The 24,408-nt window shown below is 41.8% G+C and carries 22 protein-coding genes; 15 read left to right on the top strand and 7 right to left on the bottom strand.

The features are described from left to right. Nucleotides 1-13: 13 nt before the first annotated feature. The 4 genes from EII37_RS09995 to EII37_RS09980 form a co-directional block, all read right to left on the bottom strand. The gene (locus EII37_RS09995) at nt 14-985 is read right to left on the bottom strand and encodes a siderophore ABC transporter substrate-binding protein (protein WP_061864535.1); all 972 of its coding nucleotides are present in this window, start codon (nt 983-985) and stop codon (nt 14-16) included. A gap of 95 nt (nt 986-1,080) precedes the next feature. Continuing rightward, nucleotides 1,081-1,833, bottom strand: coding sequence for an ABC transporter ATP-binding protein (locus EII37_RS09990; RefSeq protein ID WP_124788467.1), 753 nt, complete (start codon nt 1,831-1,833; stop codon nt 1,081-1,083). After that, the gene (locus tag EII37_RS09985) at nt 1,830-2,786 is read right to left on the bottom strand and encodes an iron chelate uptake ABC transporter family permease subunit (RefSeq protein ID WP_061864536.1); all 957 of its coding nucleotides are present in this window, start codon (nt 2,784-2,786) and stop codon (nt 1,830-1,832) included. The genes EII37_RS09990 and EII37_RS09985 overlap by 4 nt, the downstream gene beginning before the upstream one ends. Next, nucleotides 2,776-3,735 (bottom strand): ABC transporter permease, encoded by a 960-nt coding sequence (locus tag EII37_RS09980; RefSeq protein WP_061864537.1) that lies wholly within the window; start codon nt 3,733-3,735, stop codon nt 2,776-2,778. The genes EII37_RS09985 and EII37_RS09980 overlap by 11 nt, the downstream gene beginning before the upstream one ends. A 230-nt stretch (nt 3,736-3,965) precedes the next feature. Between EII37_RS09980 and pepA the strand changes: the two genes are divergently transcribed. Both pepA and EII37_RS09970 read left to right on the top strand, forming a co-directional pair. Then, nucleotides 3,966-5,030: a glutamyl aminopeptidase gene (pepA, locus tag EII37_RS09975; protein ID WP_124788465.1), complete on the top strand. Its 1,065-nt coding sequence runs from the start codon at nt 3,966-3,968 to the stop codon at nt 5,028-5,030. A gap of 19 nt (nt 5,031-5,049) precedes the next feature. After that, entirely contained in the window at nt 5,050-5,346 is a 297-nt protein-coding gene (locus EII37_RS09970; RefSeq protein WP_124788464.1) for a bacteriocin immunity protein, read from the top strand. Between the two features lie 97 nt (nt 5,347-5,443). On the opposite strand, the gene EII37_RS09965 is transcribed toward EII37_RS09970, so the two are convergent. After that, nucleotides 5,444-7,075, bottom strand: coding sequence for a Na/Pi cotransporter family protein (locus tag EII37_RS09965; protein WP_124788463.1), 1,632 nt, complete (start codon nt 7,073-7,075; stop codon nt 5,444-5,446). A 337-nt stretch (nt 7,076-7,412) separates the two neighbouring features. Here EII37_RS09965 and EII37_RS09960 point away from each other — a divergent pair, with 337 nt between their 5' ends. The 13 genes from EII37_RS09960 to dnaJ all read left to right on the top strand — a co-directional run bounded on the left by EII37_RS09960 (nt 7,413) and on the right by dnaJ (nt 23,673). Then, a complete protein-coding gene (locus tag EII37_RS09960) occupies nt 7,413-12,401 on the top strand; it encodes an endo-beta-N-acetylglucosaminidase (protein ID WP_124788462.1) in 4,989 nt (1,662 codons plus the stop codon). Nucleotides 12,402-12,683: 282 nt separating this feature from the next. After that, complete coding sequence (locus EII37_RS09950; RefSeq protein WP_124788461.1) at nt 12,684-13,880, top strand: phosphoglycerate kinase; 1,197 nt, start codon at nt 12,684-12,686, stop codon at nt 13,878-13,880. A 323-nt stretch (nt 13,881-14,203) separates the two neighbouring features. Beyond that, complete coding sequence (locus tag EII37_RS09945; protein WP_049540998.1) at nt 14,204-14,731, top strand: aromatic acid exporter family protein; 528 nt, start codon at nt 14,204-14,206, stop codon at nt 14,729-14,731. 76 nt (nt 14,732-14,807) lie between these two features. Next, nucleotides 14,808-15,164 carry a transcriptional repressor GlnR gene (gene glnR / locus EII37_RS09940; RefSeq protein ID WP_000659548.1) on the top strand — a complete coding sequence of 119 codons (357 nt, stop codon included), beginning with the start codon at nt 14,808-14,810 and terminating at the stop codon, nt 15,162-15,164. Between the two features lie 36 nt (nt 15,165-15,200). Then, nucleotides 15,201-16,547 carry a type I glutamate--ammonia ligase gene (gene glnA, locus EII37_RS09935; RefSeq protein ID WP_033681329.1) on the top strand — a complete coding sequence of 449 codons (1,347 nt, stop codon included), beginning with the start codon at nt 15,201-15,203 and terminating at the stop codon, nt 16,545-16,547. A 113-nt stretch (nt 16,548-16,660) separates the two neighbouring features. Then, a complete protein-coding gene (locus EII37_RS09930; RefSeq protein WP_045612791.1) occupies nt 16,661-16,981 on the top strand; it encodes a PadR family transcriptional regulator in 321 nt (106 codons plus the stop codon). Next, nucleotides 16,981-17,556, top strand: a complete 576-nt coding sequence (locus EII37_RS09925) for a DUF2812 domain-containing protein (protein WP_124788460.1) — start codon at nt 16,981-16,983, stop codon at nt 17,554-17,556. The genes EII37_RS09930 and EII37_RS09925 overlap by 1 nt, the downstream gene beginning before the upstream one ends. 34 nt (nt 17,557-17,590) lie before the next feature. Continuing rightward, nucleotides 17,591-18,103, top strand: a complete 513-nt coding sequence (locus EII37_RS09920) for a DUF2812 domain-containing protein (RefSeq protein ID WP_124788459.1) — start codon at nt 17,591-17,593, stop codon at nt 18,101-18,103. A 160-nt stretch (nt 18,104-18,263) separates the two neighbouring features. After that, entirely contained in the window at nt 18,264-19,298 is a 1,035-nt protein-coding gene (gene hrcA, locus EII37_RS09915; RefSeq protein ID WP_124788483.1) for a heat-inducible transcriptional repressor HrcA, read from the top strand. 26 nt (nt 19,299-19,324) lie between these two features. Further along, on the top strand, nt 19,325-19,849 hold the full coding sequence (gene grpE, locus EII37_RS09910) for a nucleotide exchange factor GrpE (protein ID WP_124788458.1): 525 nt from the start codon (nt 19,325-19,327) through the stop codon (nt 19,847-19,849). Nucleotides 19,850-19,888: 39 nt separating this feature from the next. Beyond that, nucleotides 19,889-20,116 (top strand): hypothetical protein, encoded by a 228-nt coding sequence (locus EII37_RS09905; protein WP_124788457.1) that lies wholly within the window; start codon nt 19,889-19,891, stop codon nt 20,114-20,116. A 240-nt stretch (nt 20,117-20,356) separates the two neighbouring features. Further along, nucleotides 20,357-22,180 (top strand): molecular chaperone DnaK, encoded by a 1,824-nt coding sequence (gene dnaK, locus EII37_RS09900; protein WP_049546807.1) that lies wholly within the window; start codon nt 20,357-20,359, stop codon nt 22,178-22,180. A 356-nt stretch (nt 22,181-22,536) separates the two neighbouring features. Beyond that, complete coding sequence (gene dnaJ, locus EII37_RS09895) at nt 22,537-23,673, top strand: molecular chaperone DnaJ (RefSeq protein ID WP_124788456.1); 1,137 nt, start codon at nt 22,537-22,539, stop codon at nt 23,671-23,673. A 24-nt stretch (nt 23,674-23,697) separates the two neighbouring features. On the opposite strand, the gene EII37_RS09890 is transcribed toward dnaJ, so the two are convergent. Together EII37_RS09890 and EII37_RS09885 are read right to left on the bottom strand one after the other, a co-directional pair. Beyond that, on the bottom strand, nt 23,698-23,985 hold the full coding sequence (locus EII37_RS09890) for a hypothetical protein (RefSeq protein WP_000777754.1): 288 nt from the start codon (nt 23,983-23,985) through the stop codon (nt 23,698-23,700). Between the two features lie 9 nt (nt 23,986-23,994). Then, entirely contained in the window at nt 23,995-24,405 is a 411-nt protein-coding gene (locus EII37_RS09885; RefSeq protein ID WP_124788455.1) for an HIT family protein, read from the bottom strand. Nucleotides 24,406-24,408 lie beyond the last annotated feature (3 nt).

Genomic DNA, 24,408 nt, shown 5'->3' with positions numbered 1-24,408 from the left:
AGTTTGAAGTTGCTTATTTCAAGCCTTTTTGTGCGTCTTCAATCATGAGTTTGGTTGATTCAAGTCCGCCTCCGCTTAGATACCAGAGGTCTGGTGTTAGTTGGATGATCTTGCCATTTTTAGCGGCAGGTGTTTCAGCGATAAGGGCATTTTCTAGGACGCCATCGTTGCTTGAGTTGTCACCACCGATGGCAAGGGTACGGTTGATAACAAAGAGGATATCAGGATTGATTTCTTTGACACTTTCAAAGCTGACTTCTTGTCCGTGACGAGAATCTTCAAATTGAGTATCAGTTGGCTTGAATTTCAAGGTTTGGTACAAGAAAGAGAAACGAGATTGGGCACCAAAGGCAGCCATTTTTCCTTCATTGAGGAGAATCGCGAGGGCTTTTTTGTCAGAACTTTCATTTTTAGTAGCGACTTCTTGGATGTTCTTGTCTAGCTTAGCCAATTCTTCCTTGGCTTTCTGTGTACCTGTTTCGCCGAAGGCACTTGCTAAGGATTCAATGTTAGTTTTAGTTGAAGTCCAGTAGTCGTCCTTGCTTGCTTGGAAGAGAACGGTTGGAGCGATTTCTTTGAATTTGTCTACGAATTTTTGTGTACGTAGGGAAGCAATAATCAAATCAGGCTCAAGGGCGGCAATGGCTTCTAAATCTGGCTCAACCATAGAACCAACATTTTTAACTTTTCCAGCTAGGTCTTTGAGATAGGTTGGTACTGTTTTTGTAGGCATTCCCACGATATTCTTTTCAAAACCTAAAGCGCGAATAGTATCCGCAGCACCGAGGTCAAAGGTAACAATTTTTTCAGGAACTTTTGAAAGTTTGACTTCGTCTAGTGAGCTTTTAATAGTCACTTCTGTTGGAGCAGAGCTGCTTGTTTCCGACTTACTAGTGCTTGAGTTTGTGTTTGTACTACATGCACCAAGTAGGAGCAAGAAACTAGCTATTAGGGCAGTGAGGTAAAGTTTAAGGGATGTTTTCATGATTTCTCCTTTTTAAAATGTGATAACGATTTAGGGAGTCTCTAGGTTTTATTGACTAAGAGACAAAGTTTCTTCTAACTCGAGTTTCTGAGTTGCTAGCTATAGATGCAGATCTTTTTGCCATTGATATCAGCCAGCGTGATGGGAATCTCATAGAGTTGACTGAGTAGGTCAGCCTGCATGATTTGATCTGTTCTTCCCTTGCTAAAGACTTGACCGTCCTTAAAGGCGACAATTTCATCTGCATACTGACTGGCCATGTTGATATCGTGGAGGACGATGATAATTGTCTTTCCGAGTTCCTCCACCAGTCGCTTGAGAATCTGCATCATACTGACACTTTGCTTGATATCGAGATTGTTGAGTGGTTCGTCCAGCAAGATAAAGTCTGTATCCTGGGCCAGTACCATAGCGATAAAGACGCGCTGGAGTTGTCCCCCAGACAGGCTATCGATGTAGCGGTCTTTTAAGTCTGTCAGTTCCAGATAGTCCAGAGTTTCTCGGATTTTTTCCCAGTCTTCTGATCTAAGTCGACCTCGGCTGTAGGGAAAACGTCCAAAACTGACCAGTTCTTCCACCGTCAATTTGGCTTGGTAATTGATTTTCTGCTTTAGGATAGTCAGTTCTTGAGCCAGTTCTTGTGAATTCCAACTCTCGATTTCACGGCCTTTGATACTGAGAATTCCCTGATCTTTCTTGGTCAGTCTGCTCATGATGGAGAGGAGAGTCGATTTTCCAGCACCATTTGGACCAATGAATGCTGTCAGTTTCTGAGGACTGACTTCAAGCGTAATACCTTGCAAAATATCCTGTTTTTGAATGGATTTGTCAATGTTTTCCAGTTTCACTGACGCGCCCTCCTGTAGAGTAAGATAAAGAATAAGAGACCACCTACGCTCTCGATGATCATGCTGATGCGAATTTCCAGCGCAAATACTCGTTCAATCAGGGCCTGCCCCAAGGTCAAACTGATAAATCCGACCAGAATAGCCACTATAAAGAGTAACTTATGTCGATAGTCTTTGACGATTAGGTAGGTGAGGTTGGCCAACATAAAACCGAAGAAGGCCATAGGTCCTACCAGGGCAGTGGCCGTTGAAGTTAAAAGTACGATACCCCAGAGGAGCTCTTTCTGTTCTTTTTCCACATCGAGCCCCAATATCTGAGCTGTTTCTCTTTGCAGATGCAAGACATCCAGAATGACTGCTTTCCGAAAGAAAAAGATGGTCAAAGCAAGGATAATCAGAGAACTGATGGCTAGGATGGAAGTGTTGAGATGTTGAAAGGAGGCAAAGAGACTGTTCTGCAGTTTATCGTATTCGTTTGGATCCATCAGGACCTGAAGGAAGGTACTGATATTTCGAAAGAGACTTCCGAGGGCTAGACAAATCAGCAGGATGAAGACCAAATCTTGTTTCATCAGCGTCTTCAAGTAGCCTTGTAAGGCAAGAAAGAAGAGGGATTGAAGCATAAGCAAGACTAGAAATTCTAAGATAGGAGACTTTTCAAGCTGTAGAAATTTGCTTTCAAAAACCAGTAGTAGAGTTTGCAGTAGGACGTAGAAGGATTCGATTCCTAAAATACTTGGCGTCAGAAAGCGATTTTCCGTCAGGGTTTGAAAACTAATGGTCGAAATCCCAGTCGCGATGGCTACCAAGAGATAAACGATGATTTTTTGGGAACGCAACTTCCAAGCAAAGGCTGACAAGTGAGTGATGGGCCAAAAGTAGAGAAGGCAAGCTCCGATGGCAAGAATAATGAGAATCCAGAAGAGCTTGGTATGTTTGCTTTTAGACTGCATCTTTTCGTCCCCCTCTCCAGAGAAGTAAGATAAAGACGAGGCTACCAATGATTCCTAGTAGAAGACTGACAGACAGCTCATAGGGCCGAATCAGAACTCGGGATAGGATGTCGCAAGCCAGAACTAGATTGGCACCGACCAGTGCTACGATGAGTTTGGTCTGACTTAGATTATCTCCATAGCGCTTGCGAACAAGATTGGGAACAATAACTCCGAGAAATGGTAAGCCACCCACAGTAATCATGGTGACACTAGTCGTTAGCGCCACCAAAAAGAGGGCTAGTTTTTCAAGTAAGGAGTAGGAAATCCCCAAACTTTCACTGGTTTCTTTTCCTAAATTCATGATGGTAAAGGTTTTGGATAATTTCCAAACGGATATCAGGATAATGAGCCCTAAGAAGAGCCACTCATACTGATGAGTCTGAATCATGGAGAAGGAGCCCTGGGTCCAAGCTGTCATACTCTGAACCAGATTGAAACGATAGGCGATAACTTCTGTCACAGAACCGATAATCCCGCTATAGATGATTCCAATCAGAGGCAACATCCACCTTTCCTTTACAGTAAAAATGGTCATAAAGGCTAGGAAGAAGAGAGTAAATACGATGGATGAAACAAAAGCAAAGAGCATCTTTTGAGTCAGACTAGCCGATGGAAAGACAAAGAGGCTCAATACCATTCCTAGTTTGGCAGCTTCAGTGGTTCCAACTGTACTTGGAGCAGCAAACTGATTTTGAGTGATAGTCTGCATGAGAAGTCCTGCCATACTCATACTAGAGGCGGTCAGGAGAATGCTGATGGTTCTTGGGAGACGGGACTCTTGAAAGAGAAGCCAGGTCTGCTGGTCGAAATCAAAGAGCTTTCCCCATGAAAAATCACTGGTTCCAATGCTAATAGAGAGAAAGACTAGGAGTAGAAGTAAGCCAATTAAATAATGAGAAAGTTTCATACCCCGTCCTTTCATGTATATTTGGTATCGAAAGATACCTGCGAATATTACTGTAACACGATTTTTCTAATCTGTCAATAAATTTTCTGAAAATTTAATGTATAAAAAAATTCCTGAAAGAACATCTGTCTCTCTTTTTTATAGGAAAAGAGAGTAAAAATCTATCCACCTTCCCGCTATCCTTCTCCTATAAAAAGTGGTAAAATGGATGAAAGAAAGAAGGAACTGAAATGACAACATTATTTTCAAAAATCAAAGAAGTAACAGAACTTGCTGCGATCTCAGGTCATGAAGCACCTGTCCGTGCTTATCTTCGTGAAAAGTTGACACCGCACGTGGATGAAGTGGTGACAGATGGCTTGGGTGGTATTTTTGGTATCAAACATTCAGAAGTTGCGGATGCACCGCGTGTCCTGGTCGCTTCTCACATGGATGAAGTTGGTTTTATGGTTAGTGAGATCAAGCCAGACGGTACTTTCCGTGTCGTTGAAATTGGTGGCTGGAACCCTATGGTTGTCAGCAGCCAACGTTTTAAACTCTTAACACGTGATGGTCGTGAAATCCCTGTAATCTCAGGCTCTGTCCCTCCACATTTGACACGTGGAACAGGTGGACCAACCATGCCAGCTATTTCAGATATTATTTTTGATGGTGGTTTTGTGGATAAGGCTGAGGCAGAAAGCTTTGGTATCCGTCCTGGCGACACCATCGTACCAGATAGTTCTGCAATCTTGACAGCCAATGAAAAAAATATTATCTCAAAAGCTTGGGACAACCGCTACGGTGTTCTTATGGTTAGCGAGTTGGCGGAAGCTCTGTCAGGTCAAAAACTGGGAAATAAACTCTATCTTGGCTCTAACGTCCAAGAAGAAGTTGGTCTCCGTGGAGCTCATACTTCCACAACCAAATTTGACCCAGAAGTCTTCTTAGCAGTTGACTGCTCACCAGCTGGTGATGTCTATGGTGGCCAAGGCAAGATTGGGGATGGAACCTTGATTCGTTTCTACGACCCAGGTCACTTGCTTCTCCCAGGAATGAAGGATTTCCTTTTGACAACGGCTGAAGAAGCTGGTATCAAGTACCAATACTACTGTGGAAAAGGCGGAACGGACGCTGGTGCAGCCCATCTGAAAAATGGTGGTGTCCCATCTACAACAATCGGTGTCTGCGCTCGTTATATCCACTCTCACCAAACCCTCTATGCGATGGATGACTTCCTAGAAGCGCAAGCTTTCTTACAAGCCTTGGTGAAAAAATTGGATCGTTCAACGGTTGATTTGATTAAAAATTATTAAACTTAAGGAGGTGGTAGGGATGGTAGAACCAAACCTAGAAAGCCTTGTAAAAGATCTTTACAATCATGCTCGACATGATTTGAGTGAAGATTTAGTTGCTGCTCTCCTAGAGACTGCTAAAAAACTGCCTACTACAAATGAGCAATTGCTGGCAGTCCGTCTCTCAGGCCTGGTCAATCGTGAATTGCTCCTAAATCCTAAACATCCAGCACCTGAATTGATAAACTTGGCTCGCTTTATTAAAAGAGAAGAAGCCAAGTACAGAGGAACCGCGGTTTCTGCTATTATGTTTGGCGAACTCTTTAAAATGCTTTGATTCCATTGCGGATCAAAGCATTTTTCTATAAGTTAAAAAAAGTAATTCTTGGTTAGGAAAAGAAAAAGCCATCCTATTTAGGATAGCTTTTTGGTTATCAGATTTGTTCAGCGATGACTTTTTCAGCTAGGTTCATAGCGTGGTCAGACACTCGAGTGTAGTGGGAAATGATGTCGATAAAGTTGACCCCAGCTTGTGTTGAACACTCGCCCTTATTAAGGCGTTTGATGTGGGTCTTTCTGAGAACACGCTCCATATTGTTGATTTCTTTATGGCGTTCAATCAGACTTTGAGCTTTTTCAATATCATTGTTTTCTACACTATCAAGGGCATCCTTGATAAAGCCAGTGGTTTTTTGATAGATATCAGCCAATTCCTGCAAAGCAGCTTCAGAGAACTCAACATTTTTACGTTGAAGATAGTCAGTCAGGTTGAGAAGAGCTTCTGCGTGGTCCCCAATCCGTTCCAAATCACGGGATGAATCCAGGATGTTGGTCAGAACTTCACTTTCTTTCTGGCTAAGGGTCTCGCTTGAAAGAGTAATCAGGTAACGAGTCAATTTTTCATCAATGGTATTGATGGCTTCTTCTGTCTTGTGTCCTTTTTCAGCAACTTTTTCATTGAGGTCAATGATGTAGTTGTATGAAAGGTCAAAGGCTTTAGAAGCATAATTTCCTAAGTGTAGGAGTTCTTTTTTGGCATTTCCGAGAGCGATTGATGGAGCTTGTTTAATCAAATGCTCATCAAGATAAAGCGGCTCGTACTTGACAACTTCATCTTCACCAGGGATGAGCTTGGTTACAAAGAAAGCCAAGGCTCCGATGAATGGAAATTGTACAATGGTGTTACTTACGTTAAAGGCACCGTGAGAGAAGGCGATGGTCATCTCAGGTGAGAGATGAAGGAGTGCTTGGAAGTACTCAATCATAGCAGTGAAGGGGCCTAAGAAGATTAAGCAAAGAATAGTTCCTAAAACGTTAAAGGTAACGTGGGTTGCAGCAACGCGTTTCGCAGAGACATTGGCTCCAGCTGCCGCGATGATAACGGTTAAGGTTGTTCCGATATTATCTCCGAAGAGAACTGGTAGAGAACCATTAAGGTCAAGGAATCCACCTGCATAGAGACCTTGCAAAATCCCGATTGTCGCAGAAGAAGCTTGGATGAGAACGGTAATCACTGCACCAGCAAAAACTCCTAAAATAGGATTTTGTCCCAAGGTTACCATATATTCCTTGAATTGTGGTAAATCTTTAAGAGGGCTCATACCAGCACTGATGAGATTGAGGGCGTAGAAGATTCCCCCTACACCAAACAGGATGCGCCCGATATTATTTGCTGTTCTATTTTTTGTAAAAAATAGGAACATGGTTCCAAGGAAAATCAAGGGTAAAGCATACTCACCAAGCTTGAAACCGATGATAAAGGAAGTGACGGTAGTTCCGATGTTGGCCCCCATGATAATTCCGATAGCCTGTCTAAGAGTGAGAAGGCTAGCGCTGACCAGTCCAACCGTGATAACTGTAACCCCTGTACTTGACTGAATCAGGGCAGTCACGACAATTCCGACTAGAACACCTAAAAAGGGATTGCTAGTGTACTTGTCAATGTAAAAACGAAGGCGATCTCCAGCAGCTTGTTGCAAACCGTCTCCCATGGTCTTGATACTATATAAGAATAGTCCCAGACCACCTAAAAAATGAAATAAAATTTCCTGCCAATTAATGGACATTTCTTTTTCCTCCGAAAAATAATAACGGAATTTCTCCTATTCTATTTTAAAGGATAAAAGTAAATCTAACAAGTGTTTAGATGAAATTTTCCTAAGAAAAGGCAACTTTCTTTAAAAATAGTGAGTAAATTTACTTTCCAAGGGTGGGTTTATGGAATTATGTCTAAATTTTACTGATTATTATCCTAGTTATAGTTTTTATGTTAATTAGATTGACATCGCTTTCATATAGGATAAAATGAAGATGATCCTGTTCTGATGGTTGTCATGAGAACAGTTACTTTTTGCAAAAAAGTAAAGCGCTTACTTTTAATTTTTATTTTAATAGGAGGAAAAGATGAAAGATCTATTCTATGAAAAACGTTGCCGTTACAGCATTCGTAAGTTGTCAATCGGGGCTTGTTCCTTGATGATCGGTTCAGCTTTGTTTACGAGTCCAGTCCTCGCCGAACAGCTCTCAGTCTCTGACACAGCAGTAAATACGAGCGCTCAAGCGACAAGTACTAATGAGACAACTAATCCAGATACTGCAGCTATCGAAAAACAATTATCGGAAGCAGAGAACAAAGTAGCTGAGCAACCAATTTCAGAAAACACTCCAGCAATAACGGATTTGGTTAATGAAAAAGAAGAAGCGAAGCCTGCTCCGACGGATAAAGCTGAAAAACCTGCTCAACCAACTGACAAAGAAGGAGTCAAGCCTGAGGAAGCGCCCCAAGTAGTTGAGAAGAAAGCAGATAAACCAATTCTAGCAGACGTTCCTAAAAATGAAGAAAAGAGTCTCCGACCAAAAGAAATCAAATTTGATACTTGGGAGGATTTGTTGAAATGGGAACCGGGTGCGCGTGAAGATGATTCCATCAATCGTTCCTCAGTTGAACTAGCCAAGCGCCATAGAGGCCAGCTGGTGAATGAAAAAGCAAGTAGAAGAGCCAAGGTTCAGGCGCTAGCAAATACCAACTCAAAGGCTAAAGACCACGCTTCTGTTGGTGGAGAAGAATTCAAGGCTTACGCCTTTGACTACTGGCAATACTTGGATTCAATGGTCTTCTGGGAAGGTCTAGTCCCAACCTCAGATGTCATTGATGCAGGCCACCGTAACGGGGTTCCTGTATATGGTACACTCTTCTTCAACTGGTCTAATAGTATTGCAGATCAAGAAAAATTTGTTGCTGCTTTGAAACAAGATGAGGATGGAACCTTCCCTATTGCCCGAAAACTTGTCGACCTTGCTAAGTACTATGGCTTTGATGGGTATTTTATCAACCAAGAAACAACGGGTGACTTAGTAACGCCACTTGGTGAAAAAATGCGTCAATTCATGCTTTATACAAAAGAATATGCGGCAAAAGTCAACCATCCAATCAAGTATGCTTGGTATGATGCCATGACCTATAAATATGGTCGTTACCACGAAGATGGTCTAGGTGATTACAACTACCAGTTCATGCAAAAAGAAGGTGACAAGGTCCCTGCGGATCAATTATTTGCCAATTTCAACTGGAATAAGGAAAAGAATGACCACTCTGTAGAAATGGCAAAATGGCTGGAACGTAGCCAATACGATGTCTTTGCAGGATTGGAATTGCAACAAGGTGGTTCTTATAAGACAAAAGTTAAATGGGATGCCCTCTTAGATGAAAAAGGCAAGTTACGTTTGTCACTTGGACTCTTTGCACCAGATACAATTACCAGTCTAGGAAAAACAGGTGAAGATTACCATAAAAACGAAGATATCTTCTTCACAGGTTACCAAGGAGATCCGACAGCTCAAAAACCAGCGGACAAAGAGTGGTATGGGATTGCTAATTTAGTTGCAGACCGCACACCAGCAGTAGGCCGGACCTTCACTACCTCCTTTAATACAGGCCATGGTAGAAAGTGGTTTGTAGATGGAAAGGTTTCTAAGGATTCTGAGTGGAACTACCGTTCGGTTTCAGGTATCTTGCCAACATGGCGCTGGTGGCAAACTTCAACAGGGGAAAAACTTCGTGCAGAATATGATTTTACAGATGCCTACAATGGCGGAAATTCCCTTAAATTCTCTGGTGATGTAGCTGGTAAGACGGATCAGGATGTGAGACTTTATTCTACTAAGTTAGAAGTAACTGAGAAAACCAAACTTCGTGTTGCCCACAAGGGAGGAAAAGGTTCTAAAGTTTTTATGGCCTTCTCTACAACTCCAGACTACAAATTCGATGATGCAGATGCATGGAAAGAACTGACTTTATCTGATGACTGGACGAATGAAGAATTTGACCTTAGTTCATTAGCTGGAAAAACCATCTATGCAGTCAAACTCTTCTTCGAGCATGAAGGAGCTGTAAAAGATTATCAGTTTAACCTAGGTCAATTAACAATTTCAGACAATCACCAAGCACCACAAGCGCCTACAGGCCTTTCTGTGGTGAAACAATCTCTTAAAAATGCCCAAGAAGCTGAAGCAGTGATTCAATTTTCGGGTAACCAAGATGCAGATTTCTATGAAGTCTACGAAAAAGATGGGGATAACTGGCGTTTGTTGACAGGTTCATCTGCTTCAACCATCTACTTGCCAAGAGTTAGCCGTTCTGCTAATGCGACTGGTTCGACGCAAGAATTGAAAGTCGTTGCAGTTGGTAAAAATGGCCTTCGTTCAGAAGCTGCGACGACATCCTTTAACTGGGGCATGACTGTTCAGGATACGACTCTCCCAAGACCTTTGGCTGAAAATATTGTTCCAGGGGCAACAGTTATCGGTAGCACTTTCCCGAATACCGAAGGTGGAGAAGGTATTGAAGGTATGTTGAACGGTACCATTACCAGTCTTTCAGACAAGTGGTCTTCAGGACAATTGAGCGGTAGTGTCGATATTCGTTTGACTCAACCACGTCGTGTTGTCAGATGGGTGATGGATCATGCGGGAGCTGGTGGGGAGTCTGTTAACGATGGTTTGATGAACACCAAGGATTTTGATCTTTACTACAAGGATACAGATGGCGAGTGGAAACTAGCTAAGGAAGTTCGTGGCAATAAAGCCCACGTTACAGATATCACTCTTGACAAACCAATCACCGCCCAAGACTGGCGTTTGCATGTCATTACATCTGATAACGGAACACCTTGGAAGGCCATTCGTATCTACAACTGGAAGATGTACGAAGCCTTGGACACAGAAAGTCAAAATATTCCAATGGCTAAAGTAGCAGCTCGTTCACTTGGAAACCATCAAGTTCAACTCGGCTTCTCTGATGTCCCAGCTGGTGCGACCATCACCGTTTACGACAAGCCAGACTCACAAACACCAATTACAACCTTGAAGACTGAAACTGGTGGCGATCTGGCAACAGCACCATTGGCCTTTGACAAGCAACCAACTCTCCTCTACTATCGTACCCAACTACCTGGCAAAGAAATCAGTAACACCTTGGCAGTAGCGATTCCGCAGGATGAAAGAAAAATTGCTGCGGTTAGCCTGGAAAAAGAACCTAAAAAGACGGTTTACAAAGTAGGAGAAAAACTGGACCTCAGAGGCGGAACACTCCGTGTTCAATACGAAGGGGGACGAGCCGACGAGCTGATTAACCTTACTCACTCAGGTGTGACGGTATCTGGATACGACGCTCATCAAAAAGGGGAACAAAACCTAACACTTCAATACCTTGGTTTACCAATGTCAGGTGATCTTAAAGTCCAAGTGACAGGACAGGATGAAGGAAAACCAAAAGAAGTAGCGGGCTTGTATATTACTAAGAAACCAAAAACAGACTACCTAGTAGGAGAACAACTGGATCTCTCTGAAGGTCGCTTTGGTGTTCTCTATGATGATGAGACAGAAGAGACTCACAGTTTTACTGATGAAGGTGTTGAAATCACGGGCTACGATGCTCAGAAGACTGGACGCCAGATCTTGACCCTGCATTACAAGGGGCACACAGCTGAGTTCGATGTCTTGGTTTCTCCAAAGGCTGCAGTTAATGATGAATACCTCAAACAAGAAATCACGGCTGTCCAAGGTCGCCATTCAACCCTTGCCTATACCTTCTCAAGTGAGGACAAACAAGCTGTACTAGTAGAGAAACTCAATGCAGCGAAAGCTGTTGCAGAAAACCATGATGCCAGTCAAGAAGAAGTCAACAAAGCCTTGAATGAATTGAAACAAGCTGGAGCGGACTTGGATGGAAATCAACGTTATCAAACTGCTAGAGAAGAATTGGAAGGTTTGCTTGAATCTGTCCGTGAAAAAGATTCTCAAGCTGAGTTGATTGCCCAAGCAGAAGCTTTATTGTCTTCACAAACGCCAACTCCACAAGCTTTTGCGGACATGAAAGAAATGCTGAATAAGAAACTAGCTTTCACAGAAGAAAGCCATCATGTTGGTAGCATGGATCTAAGTGAAGTAACCCCAACAGTTGATGTCCTCCCTGAACTAGTTGTTGAAACTGAAAAAACAGCCTATGAACGTCAAGAGCTACCAAATGCGAACCTTCTTAAAGGTCAACGTCAATTTGTCCAAAAAGGAGAAGAAGGGCAGATTCGTCGTCTAGTAGAAGTAGATGCTCAAGGCAATCGTATCCTTCGTACAACAGAAATTCTCAAGGAAGCTGTTCCAGAGATTACCGAAGTAGGTACAAAAGTTCTATCGAGCAATCAACCAGCAGGAGGAGTTAAAGATTTAGTTCTGGAAACTCCGAAACTAGAAGTTGAAGAAATTGCAGTATCCTTTGAACGTCAAGAACGTCCAAACTCAGAGCTTCTCAAAGGACAACGCCAGCTAGTTCAAGCAGGAGCGGAAGGCCAAATTCGTCGTCTAGTAGAAGTAGATGCCCAAGGAAAACGCATCCTTCGTTCAACTGAAGTTCTCAAGGAAGCTATCCCAGAAATCACAGAAGTTGGAACAAAAGTTCTGTCAAGTAACCAACCGGCTGAGGGAGTAAAAGACCTAGTTTTAGAAATTTCGAAACTAGAAATTGAAGAGGATACAGTGGCCTTTAATCATCAAGAACGACCAAATCCAAATCTCCTAGTCGGTCAACGTCAACTTGTCCAAGCAGGAGTTGAGGGGCAAATTCGTCGTTTTGTAGAAGTCGATGCCCAAGGCAATCGTACCCTTCGTACAACAGAAGTTCTCAAGGAAGCTCTTCCAGAAATTGTTGAAGTTGGAACGAAAGAAGAGCAAGACTCTCAAAAAACAGGTCAAGCTCTTTTAGCAACACCGACAAATGAAAAAGTAGGTAAAGAACTTCCAAATACTGGAGTAACAAGAGATGCTAGTCTAGTAGCACTAGGAATCCTCGGAGTGATGAGTGGATATGGCCTACTTGCTGGAAAGAAGAGAGAAAACTAATCGATTTAGGATTCTTGCATTTCCTCATAACAACTAAAAACAAGGTTTGACTAATCTGCAGTCAAACCTCGTTTTAACTAGTAAAAATCAGTGGAAGAATGAGATGGGTTAACTAGTTTTTCTTGTATTACTTAGTGATTTGGAAAGGTTTTTCTAGTTTTGATTTTCAGAGATGCTAGTTTTTGTTGCAAGAAAGAACTGGAAAAGTTTAGGGTTTTTCTATCTCTTTTGCTGATTTTGTGATATAATTAACACGTATAAAAAAAGAAGGAGTCATATCTAATGGCAAAATTGACTGTTAAAGACGTTGAATTGAAAGGGAAAAAAGTTCTCGTTCGTGTTGACTTCAACGTACCTGTAAAAGATGGCGTGATTACCAACGACAACCGTATCACTGCAGCTCTTCCAACTATCAAGTACATCCTTGAACAAGGTGGACGTGCTATCCTCTTCTCTCACCTTGGCCGTGTGAAAGAAGAAGCTGATAAAGCTGGTAAATCACTTGCTCCTGTAGCTGCTGACTTAGCTGCTAAATTGGGCCAAGACGTTGTTTTCCCAGGTGTAACTCGTGGTGCTGAATTGGAAGCAGCTATCAACGCTCTTGAAGATGGACAAGTTCTCTTGGTTGAAAACACTCGTTACGAAGATGTTGACGGCAAAAAAGAATCTAAAAACGATCCTGAACTTGGTAAATACTGGGCATCACTTGGAGATGGTATCTTCGTAAACGATGCATTCGGTACAGCTCACCGTGCACACGCATCTAACGTTGGTATCTCAGCAAACGTTGAAAAAGCAGTTGCTGGTTTCCTTCTTGAAAACGAAATTGCCTACATCCAAGAAGCAGTTGAAGCTCCAGAACGTCCATTCGTGGCTATCCTTGGTGGTTCAAAAGTTTCAGACAAGATCGGTGTTATCGAAAACTTGCTTGAAAAAGCTGACAAAGTCCTTATCGGTGGTGGTATGACTTACACATTCTACAAAGCACAAGGTATCGAAATCGGTAACTCACTTGTAGAAGAAGACAAATTGGATGTTGCGAAAGCTCTTCTTGAAAAAGCAAACGGCAAATTGATCTTGCCAGTTGACTCAAAAGAAGCTAACGCATTTGCGGACTACACTGAAGTGAAAGACACTGAAGGTGAAGCTGTGGATCCAGGCTTCCTTGGTCTTGACATCGGTCCAAAATCTATCGCTAAATTTGACGAAGCTTTGACTGGTGCGAAAACAGTTGTATGGAACGGACCTATGGGTGTATTTGAAAACCCAGACTTCCAAGCTGGTACAATCGGTGTGATGGATGCTATCGTGAAACAACCAGGCGTTAAATCAATCATCGGTGGTGGTGACTCAGCTGCCGCAGCAATCAACCTTGGACGTGCAGACAAATTCTCATGGATTAGTACGGGCGGAGGCGCTTCAATGGAGCTTCTCGAAGGTAAAGTATTGCCAGGCTTGGCTGCACTTACAGAAAAATAATTTCAGTCCGTTAGTCTCTACAAAATCCTGATTTTGTAGAAAAAGGAACAAAACTGAAACGTTAACAAAAAGGTGGCTATGTCACCTTTTTGTGCTAGTGGAGGTATTTGTGACGCGGTGGTGGGGCATCAATGGAACTTCTTGAAGGTAAAGTTCTTCCAGGACTAGCAGCCTTGACAGAAAAATAAGATTTTATAAACAAATCAAAGAAGAGAGGGATGAAAGTTCCTCTTTTCTTTTGCTCAAAATAAAAACGCTTCCTCTCAACTATTCCTCATAAAATCATCCAATTTATGATAAAATGGAAATAGAAAGTTGAGATTATGAGTTATTTTAAAAAATATAAATTCGATAAATCCCAGTTCAAACTTGGTATGCGAACCTTTAAAACAGGTATTGCTGTTTTTCTAGTTCTCTTGATTTTTGGCTTTTTTGGTTGGAAAGGCCTTCAAATCGGTGCTTTGACAGCTGTTTTTAGCCTGAGGGAGAGTTTTGATAAGAGTGTCCATTTTGGGACTTCGCGTATTCTAGGAAATAGTATCGGTGGCCTCTATGCTCTGGTCTTCTTCCTATTAAATGGCTTTTTCCATGAAGCTTTTTGGGTGACTTTAGTAGTTGTTCCAATCTGTACCATGTTAACCATTATGACAAATGTAGCCATGAATAACAAAGCAGGTGTCATTGGTGGTGTAGCAGCCATGTTAATCATTACCCTATCGATTCCGAGCGGAGAAACGATTTTGTACGTGTTTGCGCGTGTATCAGAAACTTTCATGGGAGTTTTTGTCGCAATTCTAGTAAATTACGATATTGATCGTATTCGTCTCTTTTTAGAGAAAAAAGAAAAATAATGTTACATTTTATAACATTATCAATTGACGTTTGTCTTTTTTTAGACTATAATAGACAGAAAGAAGGAAATTGTAAATGAAGGAAAAAGAATTTCGCCGAAATATGGCTGTTTTTCCTATCGGCAGTGTTATGAAGTTGACCGATCTATCGGCGCGTCAGATTCGTTATTATGAAGATCAAGAGTTGATTAAGCCTGATCGAAACGAAGGGAACCGTCGCATGTATTCCTTGAATGACATGGATCGTCTGCTTGAAATCAAAGATTATATCTCTGAAGGTTATAATATAGCTGCCATTAAGAAAAAATATGCTGAACGTGAAGCGAAATCCAAGAAAGCGGTGAGTCAGACTGAAGTGCGTCGTGCACTTCACAATGAACTCCTCCAACAGGGTCGCTTTGCTTCAGTACGGTCACCTTTTGGTCGCGGTTAGGCAACCGCAAGTAGTCATACATTAAGGAGAAAACTCATGCCAATCACAGCTGCAGATATTCGTCGTGAAGTCAAGGAAAAAAATGTTACCTTTATTCGTCTTATGTTCTCAGATATTTTGGGGACGATGAAGAACGTCGAAATTCCTGCTACAGATGAACAGTTAGATAAAGTCTTGTCAAACAAGGCTATGTTCGATGGATCTTCTATTGAAGGTTTTGTACGTATCAATGAGTCAGATATGTACTTGCATCCTGACTTGGATACATGGACAGTCTTCCCTTGGGGAGATGAAAATGGAAGTGTTGCAGGTTTAATCTGTGATGTCTATACAACAGAAGGTGAGCCATTTGCAGGTGACCCTCGTGGCAATTTGAAACGTGCTCTTCGTCACATGGAAGAAGTGGGATTCAAATCCTTCAATCTTGGGCCAGAGCCAGAATTCTTCCTATTTAAGTTGGATGAAAATGGAGACCCAACACTTGAAGTGAATGACAAGGGTGGCTACTTTGATTTGGCGCCTACTGACCTTGCGGACAATACACGTCGTGAGATTGTGAATGTCTTGACCAAAATGGGATTTGAAGTAGAAGCGAGTCACCACGAGGTTGCGGTTGGACAACATGAGATTGACTTTAAGTACGATGAAGTTCTCCGTGCTTGTGATAAGATTCAAATCTTTAAACTTGTTGTTAAAACCATTGCTCGCAAACATGGTCTTTATGCAACCTTTATGGCAAAACCAAAATTTGGTATTGCTGGATCAGGTATGCACTGTAATATGTCCTTGTTTGATGCAGAAGGAAACAATGCCTTCTTTGATCCAAATGATCCAAAAGGAATGCAGTTGTCAGAAACGGCCTACTATTTCCTTGGCGGTTTGATCAAGCATGCCTACAACTATACTGCCATCATGAACCCGACGGTTAACTCATACAAACGTTTGGTTCCAGGTTATGAAGCGCCTGTTTACATTGCTTGGGCTGGTCGTAACCGTTCGCCACTTGTGCGCGTGCCTGCTTCACGTGGTATGGGAACTCGTCTTGAGTTGCGTTCAGTGGATCCGATGGCAAACCCATACATCGCTATGGCGGTTCTTTTGGAAGTTGGTTTGCATGGTATTGAAAACAAAATTGAAGCACCAGCTCCTATCGAAGAAAATATCTACATCATGACAGCAGAAGAGCGTAAGGAAGCTGGCATTACAGACCTTCCATCAACTCTTCACAACGCTTTGAAAGCTCTGACTGAAGATGAAGTTGTTAGAGCAGCTCTTGGAGAACATATCTATACTAGTTTCCTTGAAGCTAAACGAATTGAATGGTCAAGTTATGCAACCTTCGTTTCACAATGGGAAATTGATAACTATTTAGATCTTTACTAATATAGAAGAAAGATTGCCTGAGGGCGATCTTTTTTCTTGCGTTTTATATCGAGGTGTGATATATTTTTTATAACGAAGTGCGATATATCGAATTGAATAGGAGGTGGTTATAAATGGAATTAACGGATAAGATTCGTCGAGTTTATCTTCCGATGACGGAAACGGGCTTTTATATCTTGTTCTGTCTGCAAAAGGAAGGTCATGGTTATAGTATTACGCAAAAGGTCAAGGAGATGACGGATTCGCAAGTTTCGATTAGTCCTGGAACTATGTATGGAACCTTGTCAAAAATGGAAAAGGATGGTTTGATTTTCTTTGTCCGCGAAGAGGAAAAACGGAAAATCTATCAGATAACAGACTTGGGACGAAAAGTCTTAGATATTGAATTGAAGCGTATTGAACGGCTCTATAGAAACAGTCGGGAGGAAGGATGATGGAAAAGAAAATTGTTTATCGAATTTTTACAATTGCGGATTATGAGAGGGAGGCTCTATACTTTAGAGAAATGCATGCTAAAGGCTGGAAACTTAGGAAAGTAAGCTATTCTATCTTATTGTTTGCAGTTAAGTATACCTTTGAAAAGTGTCAGCCTGAGCAAGTGTCTTATCAGTTGGACTTTTATCCTATGAAAAAATCAGAGAGAGCCTCCTATTTACAACTATTTAAAGACTGTGGCTGGGAGCATATTACAGACTTTAATAGTTTTTCTTATTTTAGAAAAGCACATTCTGAAATTGAATCGAATGCAGAATTTGAAATCTATAATGACGCGGCCGGGAAGTTAGCTATGGTGAATCGCATTTTAAGACTGCGATTAGTACCTGTTTTACTTTTGCTAGCCATACATATACCATTCTTATTTAAATTGCTCAATAGAAGTAATGCGTATGGTCTATGGAGTTTACTTGCGGTCGGGCTAGATATTTTCTTATCTTTGATCCTTTTGTTAATGGTTTCTTCTATTGGCTGGAAGTTATGGCATAAAAAGAAGGAATTATCAGATTTATGATAGGGTAGGTATGCTCAAAATTGGAGGGGAAGTCATGATAAATAAAAAGCAATTTCGAATCTTCACTATTCTTGATTTGGACAAGAAGGAAGAATATTTACATGAGATGCATTTGAAAGGTTGGAGGTATAGAACTAGTCGTTTTGGTTTGTTCTATTTTGATCAATCTCAACCAGACGATGTCATATACTGTATCTATGATTCTAGATTTCTTAAAAAATATAAGCATGAACTGCAAGATTTTAGAGATAGAGGTTGGGAATTAATAGGAGCAGGTTCTTGTTCGATTCTTCGTAAATTGTCTTCTGATATACTTTCAGAGGATCAAGTCTATATGAGTAAGGGGCTCAGATGGAAAGTTATGCGATCTAGACTTCGTTCCTGTACAGCTACTTTCTTAGGTGGTCTTGTTGTCTGTATGAGTCTATTTAAAGAGGAGCTTTCTATGTCTTTCTTTATTATTTTTCTTTTATATGCTTTTCTGATTTCTTATCTAATCTATGGTTTTTTTAGACTTAAAAGGAAATACCAAGTAGATGAACAGTGAGTTTTTAGGTCTTCAGACTGATTTTTAGCACTCTTGATAAAAGAGTGCTAATTTTTTGAGTTTTTATCTTGACATTCTCTTTTAAGGGTGTATAATAGAATCATAAGTTAGCACTTAAGTGTATCGAGTGCTAATTGATCAGACAGAGAGGAGTGATGAGGTGGTTACAGAGCGTCAGCAGGATATTTTAAATCTGATTATTGACATCTTTACCAAAACGCACGAACCTGTCGGATCCAAAGCCTTGCAAGAGTCTATTAACTCTAGCAGTGCAACCATTCGTAATGACATGGCGGCTCTAGAAAAGCAAGGTTTGCTTGAGAAGGCCCATACTTCAAGTGGTCGAATGCCAAGTGTTGCTGGTTTTCAATACTATGTGAAACACTCACTGGATTTTGACCGTCTGGCTGAAAATGAGGTATATGAGATTGTCAAAGCCTTTGATCAGGAATTCTTCAAGCTAGAGGATATTCTGCAAGAGGCTGCTAATCTACTGACAGACTTGAGTGGCTGTACGGTAGTAGCACTGGATGTTGAGCCTAGCAGGCAACGTTTGACAGCCTTTGATATCGTTGTTTTGGGGCAACATACAGCCTTGGCGGTATTCACCCTAGATGAGTCTCGAACGGTTACCAGTCAGTTTATGATTCCAAGGAATTTTTTGCAGGAGGATTTGCTGAAACTGAAGAGCATCATTCAAGAACGTTTCCTCGGCCATACCGTTCTAGATATTCACTACAAGATTCGGACGGAGATTCCGCAGATTATCCAGCGTTACTTTACAACAACGGACAATGTGATCGATCTATTTGAACATATCTTTAAGGAAATGTTCAACGAAAACATTGTGGTGGCGGGCAAGGTAAATCTCTTGAATTTTGCCAATCTGGCAGCTTATCAGTTCTTTGACCAACCGCAAAAGGTGGCCTTGGATATTCGTGAGGGGCTGCATGAGGATCAGATGCAAAATGTCCGTGTTGCAGACAGTCAAGAGTCCTGTCTAGCAGACCTAGCGGTGATTAGTAGTAAGTTCCTCATTCCTTATCGGGGAGTTGGAATTCTAGCCATTATCGGTCCGGTTAATCTGGATTACCAACAGCTAATCAACCAAGTCAATGTAGTCAATCGTGTTTTGACCATGAAGTTGACAGATTTTTACCGCTACCTCAGCAGTAATCATTACGAAGTACATTAAGATTGAAATTATTAAAGGAGGCGAAAATGGCCCAAGATATAAAAAATGAAGAAGTAGAAGAAGTTCAAGAAGAGGAAGTTGTGGAAGCGGCTGAAGAAACAACTCCTGAAAAGTCTGAGTTGGACTTGGCAAGTGAACGTGCGGATGAGTTCGAAAACAAATACCTTCGCGCTCATGCAGAAATGCAAAATATCCAACGCCGTGCAAACGAAGAGCGTCAAAATTTGCAACGTTATCGTAGCCAGGACTTGGCAAAAGCAATTCTCCCTTCTTTGGATAACCTAGAGCGTGCACTCGCAGTTGAAGGTTTGACAGATGATGTGAAGAAGGGCTTGGAAATGGTGCAAGAAAGCTTGATTCACGCTTTGAAAGAAGAAGGAATCGAAGAAATTGCAGCTGACGGTGAATTTGACCATAACTACCATATGGCCATCCAAACTCTCCCAGCAGACGATGAACACCCAGCAGATACCATCGCCCAAGTTTTCCAAAAAGGCTACAAACTCCATGACCGCATCCTACGCCCAGCAATGGTAGTGGTGTATAATTAGAAGTTTTATATGTCGAAACAATATAGTAGGAAGATGAGAATGAAAAAGATAGCGGCTACAAATTGGGCTATTGGAATTGTCGTTTTCTTTCTGGTAGTAGGGATATTTTTTGCTTATCCTATTTCGGAAGGAGCAAAAGTTTCTTATTTTGGAACGCAACCAGTAATTTGGCTGCAAAAAGTATTAGAACTTATATTGCAACCTATTTTAATTGGTCAATTGTTATTCTTACTTACAGAAGATATGTCAGTAAATAAGAAAGACTGATTTGGTTTTGTCCGAAACGACACTAAACTATGAAGAAAGTTAAAATATGTTTGGCTTTGCAATAGTGAGCGAAGCGAACCAAAGACGATACTCTTCGCCGTGGCGCTATTTGCGTAAACTTTGAGACCTTAGGCTCAAAGTTTAGTCAAAGAGATTGACGAAGTCAAGCTCTGACGGCGCCGCCACTTAAGAAGAGTATCAAAAAGAAAAATAGAATATAAAATTTAAGGAGAAAAACACATGTCTAAAATTATCGGTATTGACTTAGGTACAACAAACTCAGCAGTTGCAGTTCTTGAAGGAACTGAAAGCAAAATCATCGCAAACCCAGAAGGAAACCGCACAACTCCATCTGTAGTATCATTTAAAAACGGCGAAATCATCGTTGGTGATGCTGCAAAACGTCAAGCAGTTACAAACCCAGATACAGTTATCTCTATCAAATCTAAAATGGGAACTTCTGAAAAAGTTTCTGCTAACGGAAAAGAATACACTCCACAAGAAATCTCAGCTATGATTCTTCAATATTTGAAAGGTTATGCTGAAGACTACCTTGGCGAAAAAGTAACTAAAGCAGTTATCACAGTTCCAGCTTACTTCAACGATGCTCAACGTCAAGCAACAAAAGACGCTGGTAAAATCGCTGGTCTTGAAGTAGAACGTATTGTCAACGAACCAACTGCAGCAGCCCTTGCTTACGGTTTGGACAAGACTGACAAAGAAGAAAAAATCTTGGTATTTGACCTTGGTGGTGGTACATTCGACGTTTCTATCCTTGAATTGGGTGACGGTGTCTTCGACGTATTGTCAACTGCAGGGGACAACAAACTTGGTGGTGACGACTTTGACCAAAAAATCATTGACTACTTGGTAGCAGAATTCAAGAAAGAAAACGGTATTGACTTGTCTACTGACAAGATGGCAATGCAACGTTTGAAAGATGCAGCTGAAAAAGCGAAGAAAGACCTTTCTGGTGTAACTTCAACACAAATTAGCTTGCCATTTATCACTGCAGGTGAAGCTGGACCTCTTCACTTGGAAATGACTTTGACTCGTGCTAAATTTGACGATTTGACTCGTGACCTTGTAGAGCGTACAAAAGTTCCAGTTCGTCAAGCCCTTTCAGATGCAGGTTTGAGCTTGTCAGAAATCGACGAAGTTATCCTTGTTGGTGGTTCAACTCGTATCCCAGCCGTTGTCGAAGCTGTTAAGGCTGAAACTGGTAAAGAACCAAACAAATCAGTTAACCCTGACGAAGTAGTTGCTATGGGTGCTGCCATCCAAGGTGGTGTGATTACTGGTGATGTTAAAGACGTTGTCCTTCTTGACGTAACACCATTGTCACTTGGTATCGAAACAATGGGTGGTGTCTTCACAAAACTCATCGACCGCAATACAACAATCCCAACTTCTAAATCACAAGTCTTCTCAACAGCAGCAGACAACCAACCAGCTGTTGATATCCACGTTCTTCAAGGTGAACGCCCAATGGCAGCAGACAACAAGACTCTTGGACGTTTCCAATTGACAGATATCCCAGCTGCACCTCGTGGAATTCCTCAAATCGAAGTAACATTTGACATCGACAAGAACGGTATCGTGTCTGTTAAAGCTAAAGACCTTGGAACTCAAAAAGAACAAACTATTGTGATCCAATCTAACTCAGGTTTGACAGACGAAGAAATCGACCGCATGATGAAAGATGCAGAAGCAAACGCTGAAGCAGATAAGAAACGTAAAGAAGAAGTTGACCTTCGTAACGAAGTAGACCAAGCGATCTTTGCGACTGAAAAGACAATCAAGGAAACTGAAGGTAAAGGCTTCGATGCAGAACGTGACGCTGCCCAAGCTGCTCTCGATGACCTTAAGAAAGCTCAAGAAGATAACAACTTGGACGAAATGAAAGCAAAACTTGAAGCGTTGAACGAAAAAGCTCAAGGCCTTGCTGTGAAACTCTATGAACAAGCCGCAGCAGCCCAACAAGCTCAAGCAGGAGCAGAAGGCGCACAAGCAACAGGAAATGCAGGTGATGACGTCGTAGACGGAGAGTTTACGGAAAAATAAAATAGTCCAGTGGACTATTTTATCCCGAGCTTGAAAATCAGGAGAGCGAGGTAGGTAAGAATGACTAATCGCTATGGCGATTTGCCTAAACGCCTTACTAGTTCAAAAACAAAGTATAATCGACTTTATTTTTGAACGTCGTAATGATAGGAAGAAATCCAGAGGTTGCAACCCAGCCTCTGTTTTTCGATAAAAAGGGACTAAAACTGATTTATTTGGGTTTTGTCTCATCAATATAACAGAAAGGAATTGAACCCGACCTAAATTCTCGGAAAAAAGATAAATCTGCCTAGGAGCATCGCTCCAGCGTCAGATTTCCTATTTTTCAGTCGAATTTTACGGTCTTGGTATCTTGTATGAACAATACTGAATTTTATGATCGTCTGGGGGTGTCAAAAAACGCTTCGGCAGACGAAATCAAAAAGGCTTATCGTAAGCTTTCCAAAAAATACCACCCAGATATCAATAAGGAGCCTGGTGCTGAGGAAAAGTACAAGGAAGTTCAGGAAGCCTATGAGACTTTGAGTGACGACCAAAAACGGGCGGCCTATGACCAATATGGTGCTGCGGGTGCCAACGGTGGCTTTGGTGGTGCAGGTGGTTTCGGCGGTTTCGATGGGGCAGGAGGCTTCGGTGGTTTTGAAGATATCTTCTCAAGTTTCTTCGGCGGAGGCGGTGCTTCGCGCAATCCAAATGCTCCTCGTCAAGGTGATGACCTCCAGTATCGTGTGAACTTGACCTTTGAAGAAGCTATTTTTGGAGCTGAAAAAGAAGTCAAATATAACCGTGAAGCTAGCTGTCGTACATGTAATGGCTCAGGTGCTAAGCCAGGAACAAGTCCAGTCACTTGTGGACGCTGTCATGGCGCTGGTGTCATTAACGTTGATACACAAACTCCGCTTGGTATGATGCGTCGTCAAGTAACCTGTGATGTCTGTCATGGTCGCGGAAAAGAAATCAAAGATTCATGCACAACTTGTCACGGAACAGGGCATGAAAAACAAGCCCATAGTGTACATGTGAAAATCCCTGCTGGTGTGGAAACTGGTCAACAAATTCGCTTAGCTGGTCAAGGTGAAGCAGGATTTAACGGTGGACCTTATGGTGACTTGTATGTGGTGGTTTCCGTGGAAGCTAGCGACAAGTTTGAACGTGAAGGAACGACTATCTTCTACAATCTCAACCTCAACTTTGTCCAAGCAGCTCTTGGTGATACGGTAGATATCCCAACTGTTCACGGTGATGTTGAATTGGTTATTCCAGAGGGCACTCAGACTGGTAAGAAATTCCGCCTACGTGGCAAGGGAGCTCCGAGCCTTCGTGGCGGTGCAGTTGGTGACCAATACGTTACCGTTAATGTCGTAACACCGACAGGCTTGAATGACCGCCAAAAAGCAGCGCTTAAAGAATTCGCAGCTGCTGGTGATTTGAAAGTCAATCCAAAGAAAAAAGGCTTCTTTGACCATATTAAAGATGCCTTTGAAGGAGAATAAAGCAAAAAGAGCCGTTGGGCTCTTTTACTTATCTTCGATTTCCTGTGTTTCTTTGATCACAGCTAGTCTAGTCTGGATATCCTTTTCCAAGACCTTAAACTTGTAGGTGAGGTCTTCTTGGTATTCCTTGATGAGTTCTTTTTGCTGGTCAATGATTTGCAGACTGTTTTGGATAATATCCACATCGTCCTTGATAGCTTGAACGCGGTCAGTTGTATTCAAGACTTCATCTGTGATGGTTTGGCGATTTTTTGTAACCAGATAACTTCCGGCTGCAGCTCCTGCAAATAGCAGTAAATTGGATAATTTCATGGCAACTCCTTAGGCATTTTTGATGGTTTCAGCGACTTGAGCAAGTTTGTCAAAGTCTGGTTCGTGGGCGATAAAATCAATCTTGAGGTCATCGTCCGCACTGTAGCGAGGCACGAGGTGAACGTGGGTATGAAAGACGGTTTGCCCTGCGATTTCTTCACAGTTGGCAATGATATTCATGCCAGCAGCCTTGGTAGCTTTCATGACTTTTTGAGCGACTTTTGGTACTTGGGCAAAGAGTTGGCTGGCGCTAGTAGCGTCCATTTCCAAAAGATTGCGACAGTGTTGTTTAGGAACGATTAAAGTATGTCCTGGTGTCACTTGAGAGATATCAAGAAAGGCAAGAACCTGCTCATCTTCATATACTTTTGAAGCAGGAATTTCCCCTGCGATGATTTTACAAAAAATGCAATCTGACATAAA

It is taken from the genome of Streptococcus sp. OH4692_COT-348 (genome assembly GCF_003859975.1).
In the GTDB taxonomy this organism is placed as follows: domain Bacteria; phylum Bacillota; class Bacilli; order Lactobacillales; family Streptococcaceae; genus Streptococcus.
The sequence above is the reverse complement of the archived record's forward strand: the minus strand, read 5'-3'. Positions and strand labels throughout refer to the sequence as shown.